Raw genomic sequence first — 17,917 nt, forward strand, 5'->3', positions numbered from 1 at the left:
CCGGCCAATCGGCCCTCGGGCTCAGGGTCCTTCGGCCCTGCCCGGCGCTCCGGTCGAGATCCCCAGGAGCAGTGGCCCGGTGGGTGCTGCGACGAGGTCGTTCACCGTCAGCGGGTCCAGTGTGGCGAAGAAGGCGTCCTGGGCCCGACGTAGGGCGCCCCGCAGGAGGCAGGCCCCGCGCAGTGGGCACGGGGTGGTGCCCTCGCAGTCCACCACGTCGCCCGCGCCCTCCAGTTCGCGGACCACCCCGCCCACCGAGGCGGCTCGCCCGGCGGCGGTCAGGGCGAGCCCTCCGCCGCGACCGCGCCGTGCCTCGATCAGGCCGAGATGTTGCAGTTTGGCGACCACCTTGGCCGTATGCGTGTACGGGACCTCCATGGTCGACGCCACCTCGCGGGTGGTCGGGAGGTCCGTCTCCGCAACGGCCAGGCGCATCAGGACGCGTAGCGCCACGTCGGTGAATCGGGTCAACCGCATGGGCTACACCCTAGGAAACTTGCATCTCGTGTGCAAATTAAAGATCCCGAAACGCGGGATGGCTGAATTCGCTGGGGTGGGAATGGACTCCTGGGGAGGGAGTGAACTCAAAAGGGTGCCCATGCTCGGACGGAGTAGTCCCACCCTTTTGTGTAATGGTCTCACCACGTTCCGTACTGGAAGGCTGCGTCCCGCAGGTCCATGGAGTGATCGAAAGGGAAACACATGTCGGTCCAGGCAGGTTCCGAATCCGAGCTCCAGGCTCCGCAGCGGAGCCTTGGCACATCGGCCGCGCGGAACTTGGCAACCACGACCAAGTCCGCCCCGCAGATGCAGGAGATCACCTCGCGGTGGCTCCTGAAGATGCTCCCGTGGGTGTCCGTGCAGGGCGGCACATACCGGGTGAACCGGCGACTGAGTTACTCGGTCGGCGACGGACGCGTGGAGTTCATCAAGACCGGGACCCAGGTCCAGGTCATCCCGGCCGAGCTCGGCGAGCTTCCGCTGCTGCGGACGTACGAGGACCCGGAGGTGCTCGCCGAACTCGCCCAGCGGTGCCGGCAGATCGACTTCGAGGCGGGTCAGGAACTGACCTCCTTCGGCAGTGCCTCCGACAAGGTGTTCCTGCTCGCCCACGGACGCATCGAACAGGTCGGCCCCGGCCCCTACGGCGACGACGCGGTCCTGCGGACCGTCGCCGACGGCGCCTACTTCGGCGAGGACTGTCTCGTCGACGACGAGGCGATCTGGGAGTACACCGCCCGCGCCGTCACCTCCGGAACCGCGCTCGTCCTGTCCCGCCAGGACTTCCGGCTCCTCGCCGACCGGGTCGACTCGCTGCGCGAGCACGTGGAGACCGTACGGGCCCTGCCGCCCCAACGCACCAACAAGTACGGCGAGGCGGCGATCGACCTCTCCGCCGGCCACCAGGGCGAGGCCGTCCTGCCCGGCACCTTCGTGGACTACGACGCCAAGCCGCGCGAGTACGAACTCTCCATTGCACAAACGGTCCTGCGGGTGCACACCCGCGTCGCCGACCTGTACAACCAGCCGATGAACCAGACCGAGCAGCAGTTGCGGCTCACGGTCGAGGCGCTGCGCGAGCGCCAGGAGCACGAGATGCTCAACAACCGCGAGTTCGGCCTCCTCCACAACGCCGACTACGACCAGCGCATCCAGCCCCACGACGGAGCACCCACCCCCGACGACATGGACCAGCTGCTCAGCATGCGGCGCGGCTCCAAGCTCTTCCTCGCCCACCCCAAGGCCATCGCCGCGTTCGGGCGCGAGTGCAACAAGCGCGGCCTGTACCCGGAGTCGATCGACGTCGGCGGGCACCGGGTGCCCTCCTGGCGGGGCGTACCGATCTTCCCGTCCAACAAGATCCCGATCAGCGACGCACGGACGACGTCGATCCTGTGCATGCGTACGGGCGAGGACGAGTCGGGCGTGATCGGCCTGCACCAGCCGGGCATCCCGGACGAGATCGAGCCGAGCATGTCGGTGCGCTTCATGGGCATCAGCGAGCAGGCGATCATCTCCTACCTGGTCACCGCCTACTTCTCCGCCGCGGTGCTGGTGCCGGACGCGCTCGGCATCCTGGAGAACGTCGAGATCGCCCGCTGGCGCTGACGGGCCGGCCGAGGACGACCTGAGATCGGGGATCGGGGACACGCCATGGGGACCACTGAGGCGATCACGACCGGCGAGGGGCAGGAGGCCGCCGCCCTCCTGGAGCGGACGAGAGGAACCGTCGATCCGGAACTGCGCCGCACCGTCGAGAGCCTGCCGGGTTCGATGCGGCGCGTGGCGATGTACCACTTCGGCTGGGAGCACGCGGACGGCACCCCGGCCGCAGGCAACGCGGGCAAGGCCATCCGACCCGCCCTGGTGCTCGCCGCGGCCCAGGCCCTACAGGGTCCGGCGGGCAGCGCCGAGGGCGCGGTACGGGCGGCGGCGGCCGTGGAGCTGACGCACAACTTCACGCTGCTGCACGACGACGTCATCGACAAGGACGCACGGCGTCGGGGCAGACCCACGGCCTGGACCGTGTTCGGGGTCCCGGACGCGATCATCACCGGCGACGCCATGATGGCGCTCGCGCTGCGGCTGCTGGCGCAGGACCCGCACCCCGCCTCGGCGGCTGCTTCGGCCCGGCTCGCGACCTGCGTCGTCGAGCTGTGCGCGGGCCAACAGGCGGACTGCGCCTTCGAGCAACGGCCGAACGTCTCGCTCGACGAATGCCTGACCATGGCGACGGCCAAGACGGGGGCGCTGCTCGGGTGCGCCTGCGCGCTCGGGGCGCTCTACGCCGGTGCCGGGCCCGAGGAGGTCGATGCGATGGACGCCTTCGGGCGCGAGGCCGGGCTGGCCTTCCAGTTGATCGACGACCTCATCGGCATCTGGGGCGATCCGGGGCATACCGGCAAGCCCGCAGGGGCCGATCTGCTCGCCCGCAAGAAGTCCCTGCCCGTCGTGGCCGCCCTCACCTCGGGCACCGCGGCCGGCGAGGAGCTGGCCACCCTGTACGCGGGCCCGATGACCGGGGACGACGTGCTCAGGGCCGCCGATGCGGTGGACCGGGCCGGCGGGCGCGACTGGGCGCAGGCCCATGCCGCGGACCGGATGGGCCGGGCGGTGCAGCAGCTGTCCCGGGCCGTGCCCGATCTCGCGGCGGCGGGCGGGCTGCTGGCGCTGGCGGAGTTCGTCACGCGCCGCACCCGGTGAATCGGAGTCCGTAGCGGGGGACGGGCGGTGCGCAAGCCCTGTTCCGGCACTGCATGGTGCCGGAACAGGGCTTTCCGCTCTTCTGGGCCAACTCTAGGATCGCTCAAGGTAGTTGAAACGCGAGCGAAGGGTGTGACCAGTGGCGCTGGAGATACGTCAGGCGGATCAGTCGGACCGGGACGCGGTGGCGCGGCTGCTCGACGAGGCCTTCCGCAACGATCCGGTGAGCACCTGGGTCTTCCCCGAGCCGGCACACCGGGCCGCGGTGCACGGCAGGTTCCTGGGCGTCTTCGTGGACGTGGCACTGGCCGAGGGCCGGATCGACTACGCGGTCGACGGATCGGCCGCCGCGCTGTGGCTGCGGGTCCCGGCGGGCGAGCCGGAGGGCGAGGACGAGGTCCCGGCGAAGATGCGTGCCATCGCCGACCCCGACAACGAGCGGTGCGAACTCGTCGGCCGGCTGACGGGCGCGGTGCACCCCACGGCCGAGGAGCACGAGTACCTGCTCATGATCGCGGTCGCCCCGGGCCGGCAGGGGGAGGGGCTCGGCACCGCGCTGATGCGGCCGGTGCTGGACCGCTGTGACCGCGAGGGCGTGCCTGCCTACCTGGAGGCGAGCAGCGAGCGCAGCAAAGGGTTGTACGAGCGGCTCGGCTGGGAGTTCACGGGCGAGGCGGTGCAGCTGCCGGAGGGGCCGCTGATGTGGCCCATGTGGCGCAAGCCGCAGGGGGCCGCGTAACCCCGTCCGGGCGGACGCCACCGGGTGGACGCGCTCGGACCGCTGAATGCACGGAACCGGCCTACCGTGGTGGTATGGCCGGTGAACAGCACCAACAGCAGGATCGGCGCCATCCGCGCCCGTACGGGACGGTCGCCCCGCAGGCCGGGCACGAGCAACACGTGTGCCCGGCCTGCGGACGCCCCGTCGAGACCCTCGTCCGACGACGCAAGGCGCTCGGGATCTTCATCCCGGAGTGGGTGCCGGGCCCCTGCGGGAATCCGGACTGCCCGGAGTACGACCCCGGGGCGAAGAACCCGTACTAGCTCTTGGTGCCCAGCCCCGAGGCGGCCAGGCCGTTGCGCCACAACTGGTCCACGCGCGAGCGCTCCGTGCTGTTCGGGTAGGCGTTCTGGCACGAGGTGCCCGGGCCGCCGCCCGACATCAGCTCGGAGCAGGGACCCGAGTAGTGGTCGGGCAGACCCAGCACGTGGCCGGTCTCGTGCGCGGTCACCCGGGTGGAGTTGTACTGCTGGTTCTGCCGGTAGTCGAGGAAGATGTAGCCCCGGCCGTGGCCGTCCGTGCTCGCGTACGAGCCGCGGGAGTCGTTGCCCTCGTAGTACGAGAAGTTCCCGCCGGAGGAGACCTCCTGCAGCTTCACGTTGGACACCGAGCTGTTCCATATCTGCGTGGAGCGGGATATCTGGGTGCGGAAGCTCGGCGCGTTGCGCGTGTTGTAGGTGACGGTCACGGAGAGGACGCCCGGGTTCGCGGCGCGCTGCTCGGCGACCGAGCGCTGCACGGCCTCGAAGAAGGCGCGGTTGGCGTTCTGGTTCTCCTGCGAGCGCTCGTACGCGGCGTAGGTCGCGGCGTTGCCGGCGGGGGCGGGAGCAGAGGCGGCGCTGGCGCTGGGGACGACGCCGGCGAGGGCGGCCGCGACGCCGAGGCCGATGGTGGCGGCCAGCACGGCCTTCCGGGACGTGCGGGCATGACGGGAGTGGCGCATGTGGGGGGCTCCTACTCATCCGGTGTGGGGGGGTGGGTCGTTCGGTACCGGAGTCTGCGGGAGCCGGAGCGTGCGGCGGATGATGTCAGCCACCGATAGCGCGGCCCTATCGGGGAGATTTCGGCAGGTCAACTTCCATGAGAATGGCGGGATTCGATGGGGTATCAGTGGCTGGTGCGGTCCACCGGACCCGGCCTACCCTCGGGGACATGGAGCTCGAGGTGAGGCACCTGCGCGCACTGTGCGCCATTGCCGACGCCGGCAGTCTGCACAAGGCCGCGCGGCAGCTCGGCGTGAGCCAGCCCTCCCTGACGACCCAGCTGCGCCGCATCGAACGCGCCCTGGACGGGGAGCTGTTCCTGCGCGAGCGCACCGGTTGCCGCCCCACCCCGTTCGGTCGCACCGTACTCGGCCGTGCCCGCCCGCTGCTCGACGAGATGGCCGCACTGGTCGCGGAGGCCCGGGCGCTGGCCCGCGGACCGAGGCTGCGCATCGGCTCCACGGCCAGCCGCGCCCTGCCGGGATGGCTGCGCCGACTGCACCGGAGGATGCCGGACGCGGAGACCTCGTTGGTGGTGGACGTGTCCGCCAACGCCTTGCTGCGCATGGTGGCTTCGGGGCAGCTGGACGTAGCGTTCGTCCACGAGGTGGAGGGCAGTCCGCTGCGGGTGCCGCCCGATCTGGAGCTACGGGTCCTGATGGAGCGGGAGCCGCAGTTCGTCTCCATGTCCCGCGACCACCCGGCGGCGCGGCAGCCGGTGGTGGCGTTACAGGACCTCGCAGCCGACCGGTGGACCGTCGACCCCTCGGTGGACGGCGAATGGGACGGACTGCGCAGGGTGTTCGCCGGGGCCGGGGTCGACCCGCCCGTGTTGCAAGCCGACTACCACACCGCGACCTCGCTGATCGTCTCCGGCGAGGCCGTCGCCCCCTGTCAGCCGACCTCCGGGCCGCGCGAGGACATGGCGATCCGGCCGCTGTCCGGTGACCCCCTGGTGGTACGGCTGCTGCTGGCGACCCGGCCCGGCGCGCACGCCGAGGTCTTCGACGACCTCCGGGCGGCCTACCGCGAGGTCGCGCTGCGGACGCCCCCGTACCGGGCGTGGCTGCACCACCACGCGAGTCCGCTGCTGGTTGCGTAGTCGGTCATCCGCACGGTGGGGCGGGGGCCGGGCTGCGGAGCGTCAACGCGGCGTGCGGGCGCGGCCGGAGGCCAGGGCCGCGGCCCCGTGTGCGACCAGCAGGGCTCCGGCCGCCAGCCAGCCCGGGCTGCGGCGCCGGGCGGCCCATACCACCAGCGGCACCCCGGCCGCGAGCTGTAGCGCGCCCGTGCGGCGGGCCCACGCGCCGTGCGCGTCCAGTTCTGCGCGCACCGCATCGCGCCAGCCCGACCCCTCGACCGTCCGGGCGCCCGGCGCGACCCGGGCCGCCGCCCTCAGCCGGTCGGCCGATTCGCCGGGTGACAGCCCGGCGGGCAGGGCCATACCGGCGCGCGAGAGGAGGGCGATCAGTCCGATCATCCTCGTGGAGCCGTCGGCCGCCTCGTCCGGTCGGGTCAGCCGTTCCAGTTCCTCCAGGTCCAGGACGGGGTCCAACCCCAGCCGGGCCGCGAGCGTGCGCATCGCGTCGGGGTCCCCGTCCGGGCGGCCCGCCGCGTCCCACGCGTAGGCGGCCGGCCGCCGGAAGCCGGAGGCCAGGGCGAACCCGCTGCGGCCGTCCTCCCACCACAGGCTCAGCACCGGCCACGGGGTGCCCACCGCCACCGCCGAGCCCCAGCCGGCCAGCACCTCGGCCACCGATTCCTCGGCGCCCCGCCAGGGCGTGTCCACGGGGACGAGCACGGTCCACTCGCCGGCGGGGGCCAGCACCATGCGTTGGCGCAGGAGGTGCGCGGCGGGGCGGGACGCGAGCGGTTCGGTGGGGCAGAGCAGCAGGCCGCCCGCCGCGGTCCGGGAGATCGACATGCCCACACGCTAAGCCAAATCCCCGCAAAGCGGGGATTTTGACCGCAGTCTTGACTTCGCCCTACCGCGATATATCGTGTTGACCAGAAGACGCGATATGTTGCGTGCCGAGTCCGTACGTCGAGGAGGATCAGCACCATGGCAGAGCAGAAGACGTGGTCGGTCGCCGAACCGCAGAAGCTCACCTTCGATGAGCCGGTGACCGAACTTCGCGTTCGTGTCGTCGGCGGCACGGTCAACGTCGTCGCCGACGAGGGCCCGGCCCGCCTCGAAGTGGCCGAGGTCGACGGACCGCCCCTGTACGTGGTGCACGAGGGCGGCATGCTCACCGTCTCCTACGAAGACCTGCCCTGGAACGGCTCCCAGGGCTTCAAGAAGTGGTTCGAGGGCAAGCCGTGGAAGGCCTGGTCCCCGTCCGGCGCGGGCCGCAAGGCCTGGGAGCGCAACGTCACCGTCACCCTCACCGTTCCCGCCGGCACCCGCGTGCAGCTGGCGGTGCTCGGCGCGGCCTCCGTGGTCTCCGGCATCGCCGGCAGCACCGACGTCAACGCGGTCTCGGGCGACGTGACGCTGGTCCGCCTCTCCGGCAAGGTCAACGCGAAGACCGTCTCCGGCAGCGTGGAGGCCCAGTCCGTCACCGGCGAGCTCGGCTTCCACTCCGTCTCCGGTGGCCTGACGGTGGTGGACGGTGCGGGCGGCAACGTACGAGCCGACTCGGTCAGCGGCGACATGCTCATCGACGTCGCCCTCGACCCGGCCGAGCCGCGGCCGGTGGACATCTCCCTGAACTCCGTGTCCGGACAGGTCGCGATCCGCCTGCCGCACCCCGCGGACGCGCGGGTGGAGGCCAACACCGCCACCGGCGGCGTCTCCAACGCCTTCGAGGACCTGCACGTGTCCGGTCAGTTCGGCGCCAAGCGGATCACCGGCACCCTGGGCGCGGGCACCGGTACCCTGCGGGCCGCCACCGTCTCCGGCTCCATCGCCCTGCTGCGCCGCCCGGCCGCCGACGCCCCGGCCGCCCCCCTCGTGCTCGACAAGAAGGTGCTCTGACATGCCGCCCGTCTTCGCCCACGGCCGCCTCCGCCTCTACCTGCTCAAGCTGCTCGACGAGGCCCCGCGACACGGGTACGAGGTGATCCGCCTGCTGGAGGAGCGCTTCCAGGGCCTGTACGCGCCCTCCGCGGGCACGGTGTACCCGCGGCTGGCCAAACTGGAGGCCGAAGGGCTGGTCACGCACGCCAGCGAAGGCGGGCGCAAGGTGTACTCCATCACCGATGCGGGCCGCGCCGAACTGGCCGACCGCGGCGGTGAACTGGCCGACCTGGAACTGGAGATCCGCGACTCCGTCTCCGAACTGGCCGCCGAGATCCGTGACGACGTGCGCGGTGCGGCGGGTGCTCTGCGGCGCGAGATGAGGGCCGCGGCCTCCGCGACGGCGACCCCGGTCGAGGACGTGTCCTGGGCGGCGGCCAAGGAAGAGCTGCGCAAGGCCAAGCAGGAGTGGAAGGAACAGGCGCGCCGGGCGAAGGACGAGAGCCGCCGGGCCCGCGAGGAGGCCCAGCAGGCCCGCCGCCAGGCCAAGGAGGCGCAGGAGCGGGCCCGCGAGGAGGTCGTGCGGATCGCGAGCCAGCTCCAGGAGCAGTTCGCGAAGTCCGGCGGGGTCCTGGGCAATCTGGCCGGCACCTGGCTGGGCGGCGGTGCGAGCGCCCCGGGCGCCGATGCCCCGGCCGCACCAGGTGCGGGAGCTGGTACCGGCACCGCTACCGGTGCGTCGGCCGGCGCCGCGGCAGGGGACCCGCACTGGGCCGAGGACCTCGCCGCCACCGGTGACCCGGCCCGCGACCTGGACCGGCTGCTGGACCGTTTCCGCGATGACGTCCGCGACGCCGCCCGCGACCACGGCGTCACCCCGGCCCAGCTGGCCGAGGCCCGCACCCACCTCGCGGCGGCGGCGGACCGCCTCGCCGCGACGCTCCGGCCGGGCCGGTAGACGGGGCGGGAGTCCTCCCGCCCTGCCCGCGCCGTCCGGCGCCCGTGGTGCCTGCTGCGCCGCCCCCCACCGAGGTGGGGGGCGGCGGTCGGGCGTTCGGGGTCAGGCAGGCAGTCCCGCTTCGGCGGTCGCGTACGTGACGCCGTGGTCCGCGAGGACCTCGCAGACCGCGCCCGGGCGGGACAGCAGGGCCAGCAGTAGGTGCAGGGTGGCGATGTGGTGCTCGCGGCGCCCCACCGCGATGCGCAGGGACTGCTGCACGGTCTTCTTCGCCCCCTGGGCCAAGGGGACGTGGCGGCTCCCCGGTTCCGGGCGGCCGAGCGTCGAGCGGAGCGAGGAGCCCAGGCTCCGCCGGCGCGGGGCCGCCGCACCGAGCGCGCCCTCGCCGTGGGTCTCCTCGACGCGGGAGACGATCTCGGTGAGGTCGATGCCGAGGCCGGCGAGTGCTTCCTCGTCCGCCCGGGACATGCCGCCCCGGCGGCGGGTCGCTGCGAGGTCGGCCGCGACCGCGGCGCGGTCCACGCCCAGAGGGTCCAGTGCGCCCAGGTCGAGCAGGGCCAGGACCAAGTGCTCTTCGGTGACCGTGGCGGCTCCGGCCCGCCGGGCCTCGGCGACGGCGCCCGTCACGGTGTCCCGGGCGTCCCGGGTGAAGCGTTCGAACATCAGACCCTCCCGTGCTTCTTGTGCACGGCCTGCCGGCTGACGCCCAGCTCGGCCGCGATCTCCTGCCAGGACCACCCCTGTACGCGGGCACTGCGTACCTGTACGGCTTCCAGCTGCTCCAGCAGCCGCCGGAGCGCGGCCACGGCACGCAGGCCCACGCGCGGGTCACGGTCGCCGGCCCGTGCGGCGAGATCGGTCGCTTCCGTCATGCCTGTCAATGTAGGTTGACGAGAAGAGGCGTGTCAACCATGGTTGACGGGAAAGGTGTGCGATCGCGGATCACGGATCGCGACTAGACCGTCAGGACGATCTTTCCGAAGAGGTCGCCGGACGCCAGCTTCTCGAAGCCCTCCCGCGCCCGGTCGAGCGGAAGGACCTCGTCGATCACCGGTCGGATCCCGGTCGCCGCGCAGAACGACAGCAGGTCCTCCAGCTCGTCCTTCGACCCCATCGTCGAGCCGACCACCCTGAGCTCAAGGAAGAAGATCCGGGTCAGCTCGGCGTGCGGGGGACGGTCCCCGCTCGTGGCGCCGGAGATGACCAGGGTGCCGCCCGGGCGCAGCGACTTGATCGAGTGGGACCAGGTGGCGGCGCCGACGGTTTCGATCACCGCGTCCACCCGCTGGGGCAGCCGTGCGCCGGGCTCGTACGCCTCGACCGCACCGAGCTCCAGCGCACGCTTGCGCTTGGCCTCGTCCCGGCTGGTGGCGAAGACCCGCAACCCCGCCGCCTTGCCGAGGACGATCGCGGCGGTCGCGACCCCGCCGCCCGCGCCCTGCACCAGGACCGAGTCGCCGGGGCGCACGCCCGCGTTGGTGAACAGCATCCGGTACGCCGTCAGCCATGCCGTGGGTAGGCAGGCGGCCTGCTCGAACGACAGCTCGGCGGGCTTGCGCAGCACGTTCCAGGCGGGGACGGTCACCTGCTCGGCGAAGGTCCCCTGGTAGCGCTCGGTCAGGATCGAGCGCGGTTCGTCCGGGCCGACCCCGTGGCCGCTCTGGCCGATCACGGAGTGCAGGACGACTTCGTTGCCGTCCTGGTCGATGCCGGCGGCGTCGCAGCCGAGGATCATCGGGAGCTTGTCCTCGCCGAGGCCGACCCCGCGCAGCGACCACAGGTCGTGGTGGTTGAGGGAGGCGGCTTTGACGTTGACGGTCACCCAGCCGGGGCGGGCCACGGGAGCCGGGCGCTCGCCCAGCACGAGGCCGCTCAGCGGCTGGTCACGGTCGATTCGGGCGGCATAGGCAGCGAACATGCCGCGACGCTACCGCCCGGTAGCGCGGTGGGCCAGCCCTGTCAGGGCTCTGCCGGTGAGGCCTTCGTCGCACGGTCCGCCGTACGGAACACCGGCCACCAGTGGGAACCGGACGGGGCGCATGTGCGTCCGTAATGGGTCTGCCCGGAGCCGGAGCGGAACTATCCGCCATGCGCCCAACTACCGGCTGTACATGCGGTTTTACGTCACTTAGAAGCGGAAGCGGAACGTCAAAATCAAGCCTGGGGTGGCGGTAATATTCAGGCCGTGCCGCCCGGCTCGTCATGAGCCTGTCATGGTGCGCGGCATTCCCCTTCGTGTTTCCGGCGCGCCCCTCCGCGCGCCCAGTGAGGAACCCTGATGAAACGTCAGTTCGTGGTGTTCGCAGTCGTGGGCGCCGTCGCGACCGACGGCGTCCACGGTCCGCGAACCCGCAGCGTCGTCCCGCGGCGCCGGTGCGCCGGACCGGGCGGCGGTTCCCCGTGCTCCACGCCCTGATCCTCCGGTTGAGGCGCTGAGGCGGAGCGCCCCCTCCCGGTTCGGGGGCGGGGAGGGTGTGTTCCGCGCGCGAGCGGTGCGTGAGAAGAAGGAAGGGCCCGGCCGGATGGAATCCATCCGGCCGGGCCCTTCCGCGTACGGCTGCCCGTGGGGCGGCTCAGGCCAGGCGGGCCACGCCGTCGGCCTTGGCCGCCGCGGCGACCGCGGCGGCGACGGCCTCGGCGACGCGCTCGTCGAACGGCGACGGGATCACGTAGTCGGCGGCGAGCTCGTCACCCACGACGCCCGCGATGGCGTCGGCGGCGGCGATCTTCATGCCCTCGGTGATCCGGCTGGCGCGGACCTTCAGGGCGCCCGCGAAGATGCCCGGGAACGCCAGCACGTTGTTGATCTGGTTCGGGAAGTCCGAGCGGCCCGTCGCCACGACCGCCGCGTACTTGTGCGCGACGTCCGGGTGGACCTCCGGGTTCGGGTTGGCCATGGCGAAGACGAAGGCGTCCTTCGCCATCGAGGCCACGGCCTCCTCGGCCACCGTGCCGCCGGAGACGCCGATGAAGACGTCCGCGCCGTTCAGGGCCTTCTCCAGGGAGCCGGTCTGCCCGGTCCTGTTCGTCAGCCGCGCGATCTCCGCCTTGACGTCCGTCAGGTCGGAGCGGTCGGCGGAGACGACGCCCTTGCGGTCGGTGACGCACACGTCGCCGATGCCCGCGTCCACGAGGATCTTGGCGATGGCGATGCCCGCCGCGCCCGAACCCGAGATCACGGCGCGCAGGTCGCCGAGCGTGCGCCCGGTCAGCTTCGCGGCGTTGCGCAGGGCGGCCAGCGTCACGATGGCCGTGCCGTGCTGGTCGTCGTGGAAGATCGGGATGTCCAGCTGCTCCTGCAGCCGGCGCTCGATCTCGAAGCAGCGGGGGGCGGAGATGTCCTCCAGGTTCACCCCGCCGAAGGACGGCGCGAGACGGACGACGGTCTCGATGATCTCGTCCGTGTCCTTGGTGGCGAGCGCGATCGGAACCGCGTCCACACCGCCGAACTGCTTGAAGAGGATGGCCTTCCCCTCCATCACGGGGAGGGAGGCTTCGGGACCGATGTCACCGAGTCCGAGCACGGCCGTGCCGTCGGTGACGACGGCGACCACGTTGGACTTCCAGGTGTACTCGTTCACCAGATCGGGCTGCTCCGCGATGGCGCTGCAGACCTTCGCCACGCCGGGCGTGTACGCGAGGGACAGGTCATCCTTGTTCTGGACCGGCACCGTGGCCTGGATGGCCATCTTGCCGCCCCGGTGCAGTGCGAACACCGCGTCCGGGTTGTTGTCCGTCGCGCTGTCGCTGCGAGGATTGACGATCTCCGCTGCCACTTTCTTGGCCCCTTAGGTCTTTGAATCATTGAGGGTGACCACTCCTGGTTAAGGGGTGGGCGGGCACCGCGTCCGTACTCCGCATCGACGGTTGGCCCGTCTCCGCGGAGGGGAGGTTCGTACGCGCGGGCGCGCCGCACGCGCGCCCTGAGCCCCGGATGAGGGGTGTAAGGATCCGTTGTACCCGAAGAACGCTCGCTCAGACGAGTCGATTCCTGCTCGACTGTAGACCTCTTGTCCTGATTTCGGCGAAAGGTCCAAACGGCTGTGTCCAATAGGCGAGACGGACCGCAAATAGTCCGTCAAAAAGGCCAGGTCGCGGCGGTTCCTGCGGCTTCGAGGGCCCCATCCCGCAGTCCTGTTGGGTACCCCAGGCCACCCGTTATCCGATTTTGACCTGACGAGTTACCTGAATGCGTCAGTCCGAATGGCAAGATGCCGTAATCACACAAGGTCGCGACACCCGATGGTGCGTGCGCGACCGCTCTCGGATGCTTTTCACCAGCCAGCCGGAGGAACCAGCTCATGACCGCAAGCACCACCCGTCGTACGACCGCCGCCCGGTCCCGGATCGCCGCGGTCGGCGCGATCGCGGTCGCCGGCGCCCTGATCCTGACCGGCTGTGGCGACCAGACCGAGACGAAGTCCACGGGCACCCCCTCGGGCGGCACCACGGCCAACAACAGCGCCCCGCTCTTCTCGGCCCTGCCGAAGAAGATCCAGGACGCCGGTGTAATCAAGGTCGGTACCGACTCCGCCTACGCCCCCATGGAGTTCGTCGAGGGCGGCAAGATCGTCGGCGTCGACCCCGACATCGCCGAGGCGCTCAGCAAGCAGCTCGGCGTGAAGTTCCAGTTCACCGCGGGCACCTTCGACGGCCTGATCACCTCGATCTACACGGGCCGCCAGGACGCGATCATGTCCTCGATCACTGACAACAAGCAGCGCCAGGAGGGCCTGGACGACAAGGGCCAGAAGATCGGCAAGGGGATCGACTTCGTCGACTACTTCTCCTCCGGCCTCTCGCTCCTCGTCAAGAAGGGCAACCCCGAGGGCATCAAGACTCTGGACGACCTCTGCGGCAAGACCGTGGCCGTCCAGCGCGGCACGACCTACGAGGACGAGTTCAAGAAGCAGGCCGAGAAGTGCGGTGACAAGAAGCTCACCATCCAGGCCTTCGACACCGACGCCGAGGCGCAGACCCGCGTCAAGGCCGGCGGCGCCGTCGCCGACCTGAACGACTACCCGGTCGCCGCCTACACGGTGAAGACCTCCGGTGGCGGCAACGACTTCGAGATCGCCGGCCAGCAGACCGGCGTCGGCCTCTTCGGCATCGGCGTGAGCAAGGAGAACACCCAGCTCCGCGACGCCCTCAAGCAGGCTCTGGACGCCGCGATCAAGGATGGCTCCTACGGCAAGGCGCTGGAGAAGTGGAACGTGCAGGACAGTGCCGTCAAGTCCGCGACGGTCAACGCAGGTCAGTAAGTCCCGCGCTCCACGCTCCACTGAAGGGCAGTCATTGTGACTGACAAGATCGAAAAGGGTCCGGCCGAGAATCCGCCGGCCGGACCCGGCGCCTCGGGAACCCCGTACGAGGCGATCAAGGCAATCCCGGTGCGGCACTACGGTCGCTGGGTCAGCGGCGTGATCGTCGTCGTGCTGCTCGGCTGGCTCGTCTACGCCTTCTCCCAGGGCAATGTCATCTGGGCGACGGTCAAGGACAAGCTGTTCGACCCGGCCGTCCTCGGCGGCCTCGGCAACACCGTGATCATCAGCGTCTCGTCCATGGCGCTGGGCCTCGCGCTCGGCATCATCTTCGCGGTGATGCGCCTCTCCAAGAACCCGGTGACGAGCGCCGTCTCCTGGCTCTACATCTGGTTCTTCCGCGGTACTCCGGTGTACGTCCAGCTGCTGGTGTGGTTCAACCTGTCGCTGATCTTCCAGTACATCAACCTGGGTCCGATCTACAAGAACGAGACCGTCGACATCATGACCCCGTTCATGGTCGCCCTTCTGGGCCTCGGCCTGAACGAGGGCGCGTACATGGCGGAGATCGTCCGGGCCGGTATCCAGTCGGTCGACGAGGGCCAGACCGAAGCCGCTCACGCGCTCGGCATGCCCCAGACGAAGACCATGCGCCGCATCGTGCTGCCGCAGGCGATGCGCGTGATCATCCCGCCCACGGGCAACGAGTTCATCAACATGCTGAAGACCTCGTCCCTGGTCTCGGCGGTGCAGTACACGGAACTGCTGCGTGCTTCGTCGAACATCGGCAACACGGCCGGTGCCATCATGGAGATGCTGTTCGTGGCCTCCTTCTGGTACCTGGCCCTGACCAGTGTGTTCAGCGTCGGCCAGTACTACCTGGAGCGCCGCTTCGCCCGAGGTTCCACGCGGAACCTGCCGCCGACGCCGTTCCAGCGGCTGAAGGCCAACCTGAACATGTTCCGCCGTACGGAGGTCGCGCGATGACCACTCAGCCGATGGTCAAGGCCGAGGGCGTCCACAAGTCGTACGGCGCCGCCCACATCCTTCGGGGCATCGACCTTGAGGTCGCCCCGCGCGAGGTCTTCTGCCTGGTCGGCCCGTCCGGCTCCGGCAAGTCGACCTTCCTGCGGTGCATCAACCACCTGGAGCGCATCAACTCCGGGCGGCTCTCGGTGGACGGGCAGCTGGTGGGCTACCGCCAGAAGGGCGACAAGCTCTACGAGCTGAAGGACAGCGAGGTCGCGGCCCAGCGCCGCGAGATCGGCATGGTCTTCCAGCGCTTCAACCTCTTCCCGCACATGACGGCCATCGAGAACGTCATGGAAGCCCCGGTCATGGTCAAGGGAGAGAGCAAGGCGGTGGCGCGCGAGCGCGCCATCCGGCTGCTCGACCGCGTGGGTCTGGGCGACAAGGGCGGGAACTACCCCACCCAGCTCTCCGGCGGTCAGCAGCAGCGTGTGGCCATCGCCCGCGCGCTGGCCATGGAGCCGAAGCTGATGCTCTTCGACGAGCCCACCTCGGCGCTTGACCCCGAGCTCGTCGGTGACGTCCTCGACGTCATGCGGGACCTGGCCGAGTCGGGCATGACCATGATCGTGGTGACCCACGAGATGGGCTTCGCCCGCGAGGTCGGCGACAACCTCGTCTTCATGGACGGCGGCGTCGTGGTCGAGTCCGGCCACCCGCGCGACGTCCTGGGCAACCCGCAGCACGACCGGACGAAGGCGTTCCTGTCCAAGGTGCTGTAACGGCCGGATATGCGAGAGGGGTGGTACGGGTTCCCGTACCACCCCTCCTGCACGTTCGGCGTCCCGCTTTCCGGCCCGCGCTCCTACCCGCGTCCTACTTCACTCCTAGGACCAGGCCGTCGGAGGGCGAGCGCCAGACCGTCCGGGCCTCCGCGAAGCCGGCCGCGCGCAGGGTGCGGGCGTGCCAGGCGGCGTCCGGCGTGTCCCCGTCGGCGTGCTCGCCGTAGATCTCGAAGCGGCGCGCCGTCGGTTCGGCCAGCACCGGATCCGCGGCGGCGAGGGCCCACCAGTCCCGCCAGTCCAGCGCCCCGGCCTCGCGCGCCCGGTCCATGGCGGCGTGCCGGTGGGCGCGCTCGGCGGCGTTGATCCGGGGGGTGGCGGGGTCGGGCATGTGGTCGGCGTTCATGAAGACCCCGCCCTCGCGCACCAGCGGCGCCAGTTGCCCGTACAGCACGGCGAGCTGCGGGCTGTGCAGCCAGTGCAGGGCGGTGGCCGTCAGTACAGCGTCGTACGTGTCGTGGGGCAGTGCCGAGACCCAGGAGGGGTCCTTGAGGTCAGCGGTGACGAAGGTGACCCGGTCGTCGCCCGCGAAGTGGCCCCGGGCGATGGTCAACAGCGCCGGGTCGAGATCGACGCCCGTACTGGTGGATTCCGGGAACCGCTTGAGCACGCGGTCCGTAATACTTCCCGTACCGCACGCCAGATCCAGCACCCGGGGGGTGGGGCCCACCAGTGCCTCGACCATGTCGAGCATCACCCGGAACCGTTCCTCGCGGTCGGGCATGTACCACTCCTGCTGCCGGTCCCAGCTGTCCTGCCAGGCCTGCCAGTCGGTCGTGGTCTCCGCCATCGCTCACCCCTCCAGTCGTAATACCCTCGAATACGTCTCAGGCGTTACCCGAGACATTAATCCGCAGCCGTAAGGACTACAAGTGGAACTGGCCCATTACTCGGACTATGCCGTGCGCCTGGTCAACACCGAGGAGCCGGCCCGCAACAAGGATTCGCTCACCTCGGTGGACGCCGTCCGCGCCCTCTTCGGCGCCGGGGTCCAGGCCGCCCGCCGGGTCACCGACGCCGACGTCACCCGCTTCCGCAACGTCCGCGGCCGGCTGCGCGCCGTCTTCGAGGCCGCCGACAGCGGCGACCACGTCCTCGCCGTCGACCTGCTGAACTCCCTGCTCATGGAATTCCCGGTCAGCCCCCAGGTCTCCGGCCACGAGACGATCGGCGAGGACGGCAGCCCCAACTGGCACATCCACCTCGCCGACCACCCCTCGAACGCCTCGGCCGGCTACGCCGCCACCGCGTCCTTCGGACTGGCCTTCCACCTCACCGAACACGGGCCCGACCGGCTCGGCCTGTGCCAGGCCGCGCCCTGCCGCAACGCCTACCTCGACACCTCCACCAACCGCTCCCGGCGCTACTGCTCCGACCGCTGTGCCACCCGCGCCAACGTGGCCGCCTACCGGGCCCGCAAACGGCTGGAAGCCGAGGCGTCCGGCCAGAGCGGCCGCAGTGCCGACACCGCCCAGGACAGCCGCGCCCTCAGCGAACTCTGATCCGCCGCGCGCGGCCGGAAGCGCAGCACCGCCGTCGCCAGCACCAGCTCGTCGGGCACCGCCCCGTAGACGGTGCTGTCGCCGGTCTCGTTGTACGGGTTGTCCCCGAGCACCCACCAGCCGCCCGGCCGCCGCTCCACCGCCCGCTTGACCACCAGCAGGTCCTGCTGGAAGGGGTGCCGCAGCACCACCACGTCACCCGGGCGGACGGTCGCCCCGTACCGGACGACCAGCCGGTCCCCGTGCAGCAGCGTCGGCACCATCGAGGGTCCCGTCACTTCCAGCACCTCGAACGCCGCCCGCGAGGGCCTTCTCTCCACCATGCGCGACCTCCTCGCCGCTCTCGCCCCACTGCGCATGCTGCCGTACCCGCCCGTACCTTCGCTCACCGGTCCCGACGTCACCCTGGACTTTTGTCCTAAGCCCACGGGGCCGCTCGCGAAATACCCCTTCCCACG

20 protein-coding genes are annotated in these 17,917 nt (G+C 70.7%); 11 read left to right on the forward strand and 9 right to left on the reverse strand.

All coding sequences use genetic code 11. The annotated features are described in order from the left end of the window. Window positions 1–21: 21 nt before the first annotated feature. Complete coding sequence (locus ABZZ20_RS05260; RefSeq protein ID WP_356866877.1) at window positions 22–477, reverse strand: Rrf2 family transcriptional regulator; 456 nt, start codon at window positions 475–477, stop codon at window positions 22–24. Window positions 478–702: 225 nt separating this feature from the next. Here ABZZ20_RS05260 and ABZZ20_RS05265 point away from each other — a divergent pair, with 225 nt between their 5' ends. The 4 genes from ABZZ20_RS05265 to ABZZ20_RS05280 all read left to right on the forward strand — a co-directional run bounded on the left by ABZZ20_RS05265 (window position 703) and on the right by ABZZ20_RS05280 (window position 4,248). Then, window positions 703–2,109: a family 2B encapsulin nanocompartment shell protein gene (locus ABZZ20_RS05265; RefSeq protein ID WP_356866879.1), complete on the forward strand. Its 1,407-nt coding sequence runs from the start codon at window positions 703–705 to the stop codon at window positions 2,107–2,109. A 45-nt stretch (window positions 2,110–2,154) separates the two neighbouring features. Beyond that, complete coding sequence (locus ABZZ20_RS05270) at window positions 2,155–3,204, forward strand: family 2 encapsulin nanocompartment cargo protein polyprenyl transferase (protein WP_356866881.1); 1,050 nt, start codon at window positions 2,155–2,157, stop codon at window positions 3,202–3,204. 139 nt (window positions 3,205–3,343) lie between these two features. After that, window positions 3,344–3,943: a GNAT family N-acetyltransferase gene (locus ABZZ20_RS05275; RefSeq protein WP_356866883.1), complete on the forward strand. Its 600-nt coding sequence runs from the start codon at window positions 3,344–3,346 to the stop codon at window positions 3,941–3,943. Between the two features lie 74 nt (window positions 3,944–4,017). Continuing rightward, a complete protein-coding gene (locus ABZZ20_RS05280; RefSeq protein ID WP_356866885.1) occupies window positions 4,018–4,248 on the forward strand; it encodes a hypothetical protein in 231 nt (76 codons plus the stop codon). On the opposite strand, the gene snpA is transcribed toward ABZZ20_RS05280, so the two are convergent. After that, a complete protein-coding gene (gene snpA, locus ABZZ20_RS05285) occupies window positions 4,245–4,928 on the reverse strand; it encodes a snapalysin (RefSeq protein ID WP_356866887.1) in 684 nt (227 codons plus the stop codon). The genes ABZZ20_RS05280 and snpA overlap by 4 nt on opposite strands. A 209-nt stretch (window positions 4,929–5,137) precedes the next feature. Between snpA and ABZZ20_RS05290 the strand changes: the two genes are divergently transcribed. After that, complete coding sequence (locus tag ABZZ20_RS05290) at window positions 5,138–6,070, forward strand: LysR family transcriptional regulator (protein ID WP_356866889.1); 933 nt, start codon at window positions 5,138–5,140, stop codon at window positions 6,068–6,070. A 42-nt stretch (window positions 6,071–6,112) separates the two neighbouring features. Here the strand turns inward: ABZZ20_RS05290 and ABZZ20_RS05295 are convergent, their stop codons facing one another. Further along, window positions 6,113–6,892, reverse strand: coding sequence for a hypothetical protein (locus tag ABZZ20_RS05295; RefSeq protein WP_356866891.1), 780 nt, complete (start codon window positions 6,890–6,892; stop codon window positions 6,113–6,115). A 138-nt stretch (window positions 6,893–7,030) separates the two neighbouring features. Here ABZZ20_RS05295 and ABZZ20_RS05300 point away from each other — a divergent pair, with 138 nt between their 5' ends. Then, window positions 7,031–7,945: a DUF4097 family beta strand repeat-containing protein gene (locus tag ABZZ20_RS05300; protein ID WP_356866892.1), complete on the forward strand. Its 915-nt coding sequence runs from the start codon at window positions 7,031–7,033 to the stop codon at window positions 7,943–7,945. A gap of 1 nt (window position 7,946) precedes the next feature. Beyond that, complete coding sequence (locus ABZZ20_RS05305; protein ID WP_356866894.1) at window positions 7,947–8,885, forward strand: helix-turn-helix transcriptional regulator; 939 nt, start codon at window positions 7,947–7,949, stop codon at window positions 8,883–8,885. Between the two features lie 102 nt (window positions 8,886–8,987). Here the strand turns inward: ABZZ20_RS05305 and ABZZ20_RS05310 are convergent, their stop codons facing one another. From ABZZ20_RS05310 to ABZZ20_RS05325, 4 genes are all read right to left on the reverse strand, one after another. Continuing rightward, window positions 8,988–9,548 (reverse strand): Clp protease N-terminal domain-containing protein, encoded by a 561-nt coding sequence (locus ABZZ20_RS05310; protein ID WP_356866896.1) that lies wholly within the window; start codon window positions 9,546–9,548, stop codon window positions 8,988–8,990. Beyond that, window positions 9,548–9,757 carry a helix-turn-helix domain-containing protein gene (locus ABZZ20_RS05315; protein WP_356866897.1) on the reverse strand — a complete coding sequence of 70 codons (210 nt, stop codon included), beginning with the start codon at window positions 9,755–9,757 and terminating at the stop codon, window positions 9,548–9,550. The genes ABZZ20_RS05310 and ABZZ20_RS05315 overlap by 1 nt, the downstream gene beginning before the upstream one ends. An 83-nt stretch (window positions 9,758–9,840) precedes the next feature. Beyond that, complete coding sequence (locus ABZZ20_RS05320) at window positions 9,841–10,803, reverse strand: zinc-binding dehydrogenase (protein ID WP_356866899.1); 963 nt, start codon at window positions 10,801–10,803, stop codon at window positions 9,841–9,843. Between the two features lie 655 nt (window positions 10,804–11,458). Next, window positions 11,459–12,661, reverse strand: a complete 1,203-nt coding sequence (locus ABZZ20_RS05325) for an NADP-dependent malic enzyme (protein WP_356866901.1) — start codon at window positions 12,659–12,661, stop codon at window positions 11,459–11,461. Window positions 12,662–13,186: 525 nt separating this feature from the next. Here ABZZ20_RS05325 and ABZZ20_RS05330 point away from each other — a divergent pair. From ABZZ20_RS05330 to ABZZ20_RS05340, 3 genes are read left to right on the forward strand one after another with little or no spacing between them, the layout of a single operon-like run. Further along, complete coding sequence (locus ABZZ20_RS05330) at window positions 13,187–14,146, forward strand: ABC transporter substrate-binding protein (RefSeq protein WP_356866903.1); 960 nt, start codon at window positions 13,187–13,189, stop codon at window positions 14,144–14,146. Window positions 14,147–14,182: 36 nt separating this feature from the next. After that, complete coding sequence (locus tag ABZZ20_RS05335; RefSeq protein WP_356866905.1) at window positions 14,183–15,133, forward strand: amino acid ABC transporter permease; 951 nt, start codon at window positions 14,183–14,185, stop codon at window positions 15,131–15,133. Then, window positions 15,130–15,897 carry an amino acid ABC transporter ATP-binding protein gene (locus ABZZ20_RS05340; RefSeq protein ID WP_356866907.1) on the forward strand — a complete coding sequence of 256 codons (768 nt, stop codon included), beginning with the start codon at window positions 15,130–15,132 and terminating at the stop codon, window positions 15,895–15,897. Before ABZZ20_RS05335 ends, ABZZ20_RS05340 begins: the two co-directional genes overlap by 4 nt. A 94-nt stretch (window positions 15,898–15,991) precedes the next feature. On the opposite strand, the gene ABZZ20_RS05345 is transcribed toward ABZZ20_RS05340, so the two are convergent. Beyond that, window positions 15,992–16,747 (reverse strand): methyltransferase domain-containing protein, encoded by a 756-nt coding sequence (locus tag ABZZ20_RS05345; protein ID WP_356866909.1) that lies wholly within the window; start codon window positions 16,745–16,747, stop codon window positions 15,992–15,994. Between the two features lie 82 nt (window positions 16,748–16,829). Here ABZZ20_RS05345 and ABZZ20_RS05350 point away from each other — a divergent pair, with 82 nt between their 5' ends. After that, window positions 16,830–17,459, forward strand: a complete 630-nt coding sequence (locus tag ABZZ20_RS05350) for a CGNR zinc finger domain-containing protein (RefSeq protein WP_356866911.1) — start codon at window positions 16,830–16,832, stop codon at window positions 17,457–17,459. Here the strand turns inward: ABZZ20_RS05350 and sodX are convergent. After that, window positions 17,363–17,782 (reverse strand): nickel-type superoxide dismutase maturation protease, encoded by a 420-nt coding sequence (gene sodX, locus ABZZ20_RS05355; protein ID WP_356866913.1) that lies wholly within the window; start codon window positions 17,780–17,782, stop codon window positions 17,363–17,365. The two genes, ABZZ20_RS05350 and sodX, sit on opposite strands and share 97 nt — an antisense overlap. Window positions 17,783–17,917: the final 135 nt, after the last annotated feature.

The organism is Streptomyces sp. NPDC006430, from assembly GCF_040612395.1.
Taxonomy (GTDB): domain Bacteria; phylum Actinomycetota; class Actinomycetes; order Streptomycetales; family Streptomycetaceae; genus Streptomyces.

Excerpts from the sequence above, each read along its gene's own strand:
- ABZZ20_RS05320 (WP_356866899.1), bottom strand. The coding sequence starts at position 10,803 with ATGTTCGCTGCCTATGCCGCCCGAATCGACCGTGACCAGCCGCTGAGC.
- snpA (WP_356866887.1), bottom strand. The coding sequence starts at position 4,928 with ATGCGCCACTCCCGTCATGCCCGCACGTCCCGGAAGGCCGTGCTGGCC.
- ABZZ20_RS05330 (WP_356866903.1), top strand. The coding sequence starts at position 13,187 with ATGACCGCAAGCACCACCCGTCGTACGACCGCCGCCCGGTCCCGGATC.
- ABZZ20_RS05265 (WP_356866879.1), top strand. The coding sequence starts at position 703 with ATGTCGGTCCAGGCAGGTTCCGAATCCGAGCTCCAGGCTCCGCAGCGG.
- ABZZ20_RS05340 (WP_356866907.1), top strand. The coding sequence starts at position 15,130 with ATGACCACTCAGCCGATGGTCAAGGCCGAGGGCGTCCACAAGTCGTAC.
- ABZZ20_RS05300 (WP_356866892.1), top strand. The coding sequence starts at position 7,031 with ATGGCAGAGCAGAAGACGTGGTCGGTCGCCGAACCGCAGAAGCTCACC.
- sodX (WP_356866913.1), bottom strand. The coding sequence starts at position 17,782 with ATGGTGGAGAGAAGGCCCTCGCGGGCGGCGTTCGAGGTGCTGGAAGTG.
- ABZZ20_RS05260 (WP_356866877.1), bottom strand. The coding sequence starts at position 477 with ATGCGGTTGACCCGATTCACCGACGTGGCGCTACGCGTCCTGATGCGC.
- ABZZ20_RS05270 (WP_356866881.1), top strand. The coding sequence starts at position 2,155 with ATGGGGACCACTGAGGCGATCACGACCGGCGAGGGGCAGGAGGCCGCC.
- ABZZ20_RS05305 (WP_356866894.1), top strand. The coding sequence starts at position 7,947 with ATGCCGCCCGTCTTCGCCCACGGCCGCCTCCGCCTCTACCTGCTCAAG.
- ABZZ20_RS05290 (WP_356866889.1), top strand. The coding sequence starts at position 5,138 with ATGGAGCTCGAGGTGAGGCACCTGCGCGCACTGTGCGCCATTGCCGAC.
- ABZZ20_RS05310 (WP_356866896.1), bottom strand. The coding sequence starts at position 9,548 with ATGTTCGAACGCTTCACCCGGGACGCCCGGGACACCGTGACGGGCGCC.
- ABZZ20_RS05280 (WP_356866885.1), top strand. The coding sequence starts at position 4,018 with ATGGCCGGTGAACAGCACCAACAGCAGGATCGGCGCCATCCGCGCCCG.
- ABZZ20_RS05295 (WP_356866891.1), bottom strand. The coding sequence starts at position 6,892 with ATGTCGATCTCCCGGACCGCGGCGGGCGGCCTGCTGCTCTGCCCCACC.
- ABZZ20_RS05315 (WP_356866897.1), bottom strand. The coding sequence starts at position 9,757 with ATGACGGAAGCGACCGATCTCGCCGCACGGGCCGGCGACCGTGACCCG.
- ABZZ20_RS05345 (WP_356866909.1), bottom strand. The coding sequence starts at position 16,747 with ATGGCGGAGACCACGACCGACTGGCAGGCCTGGCAGGACAGCTGGGAC.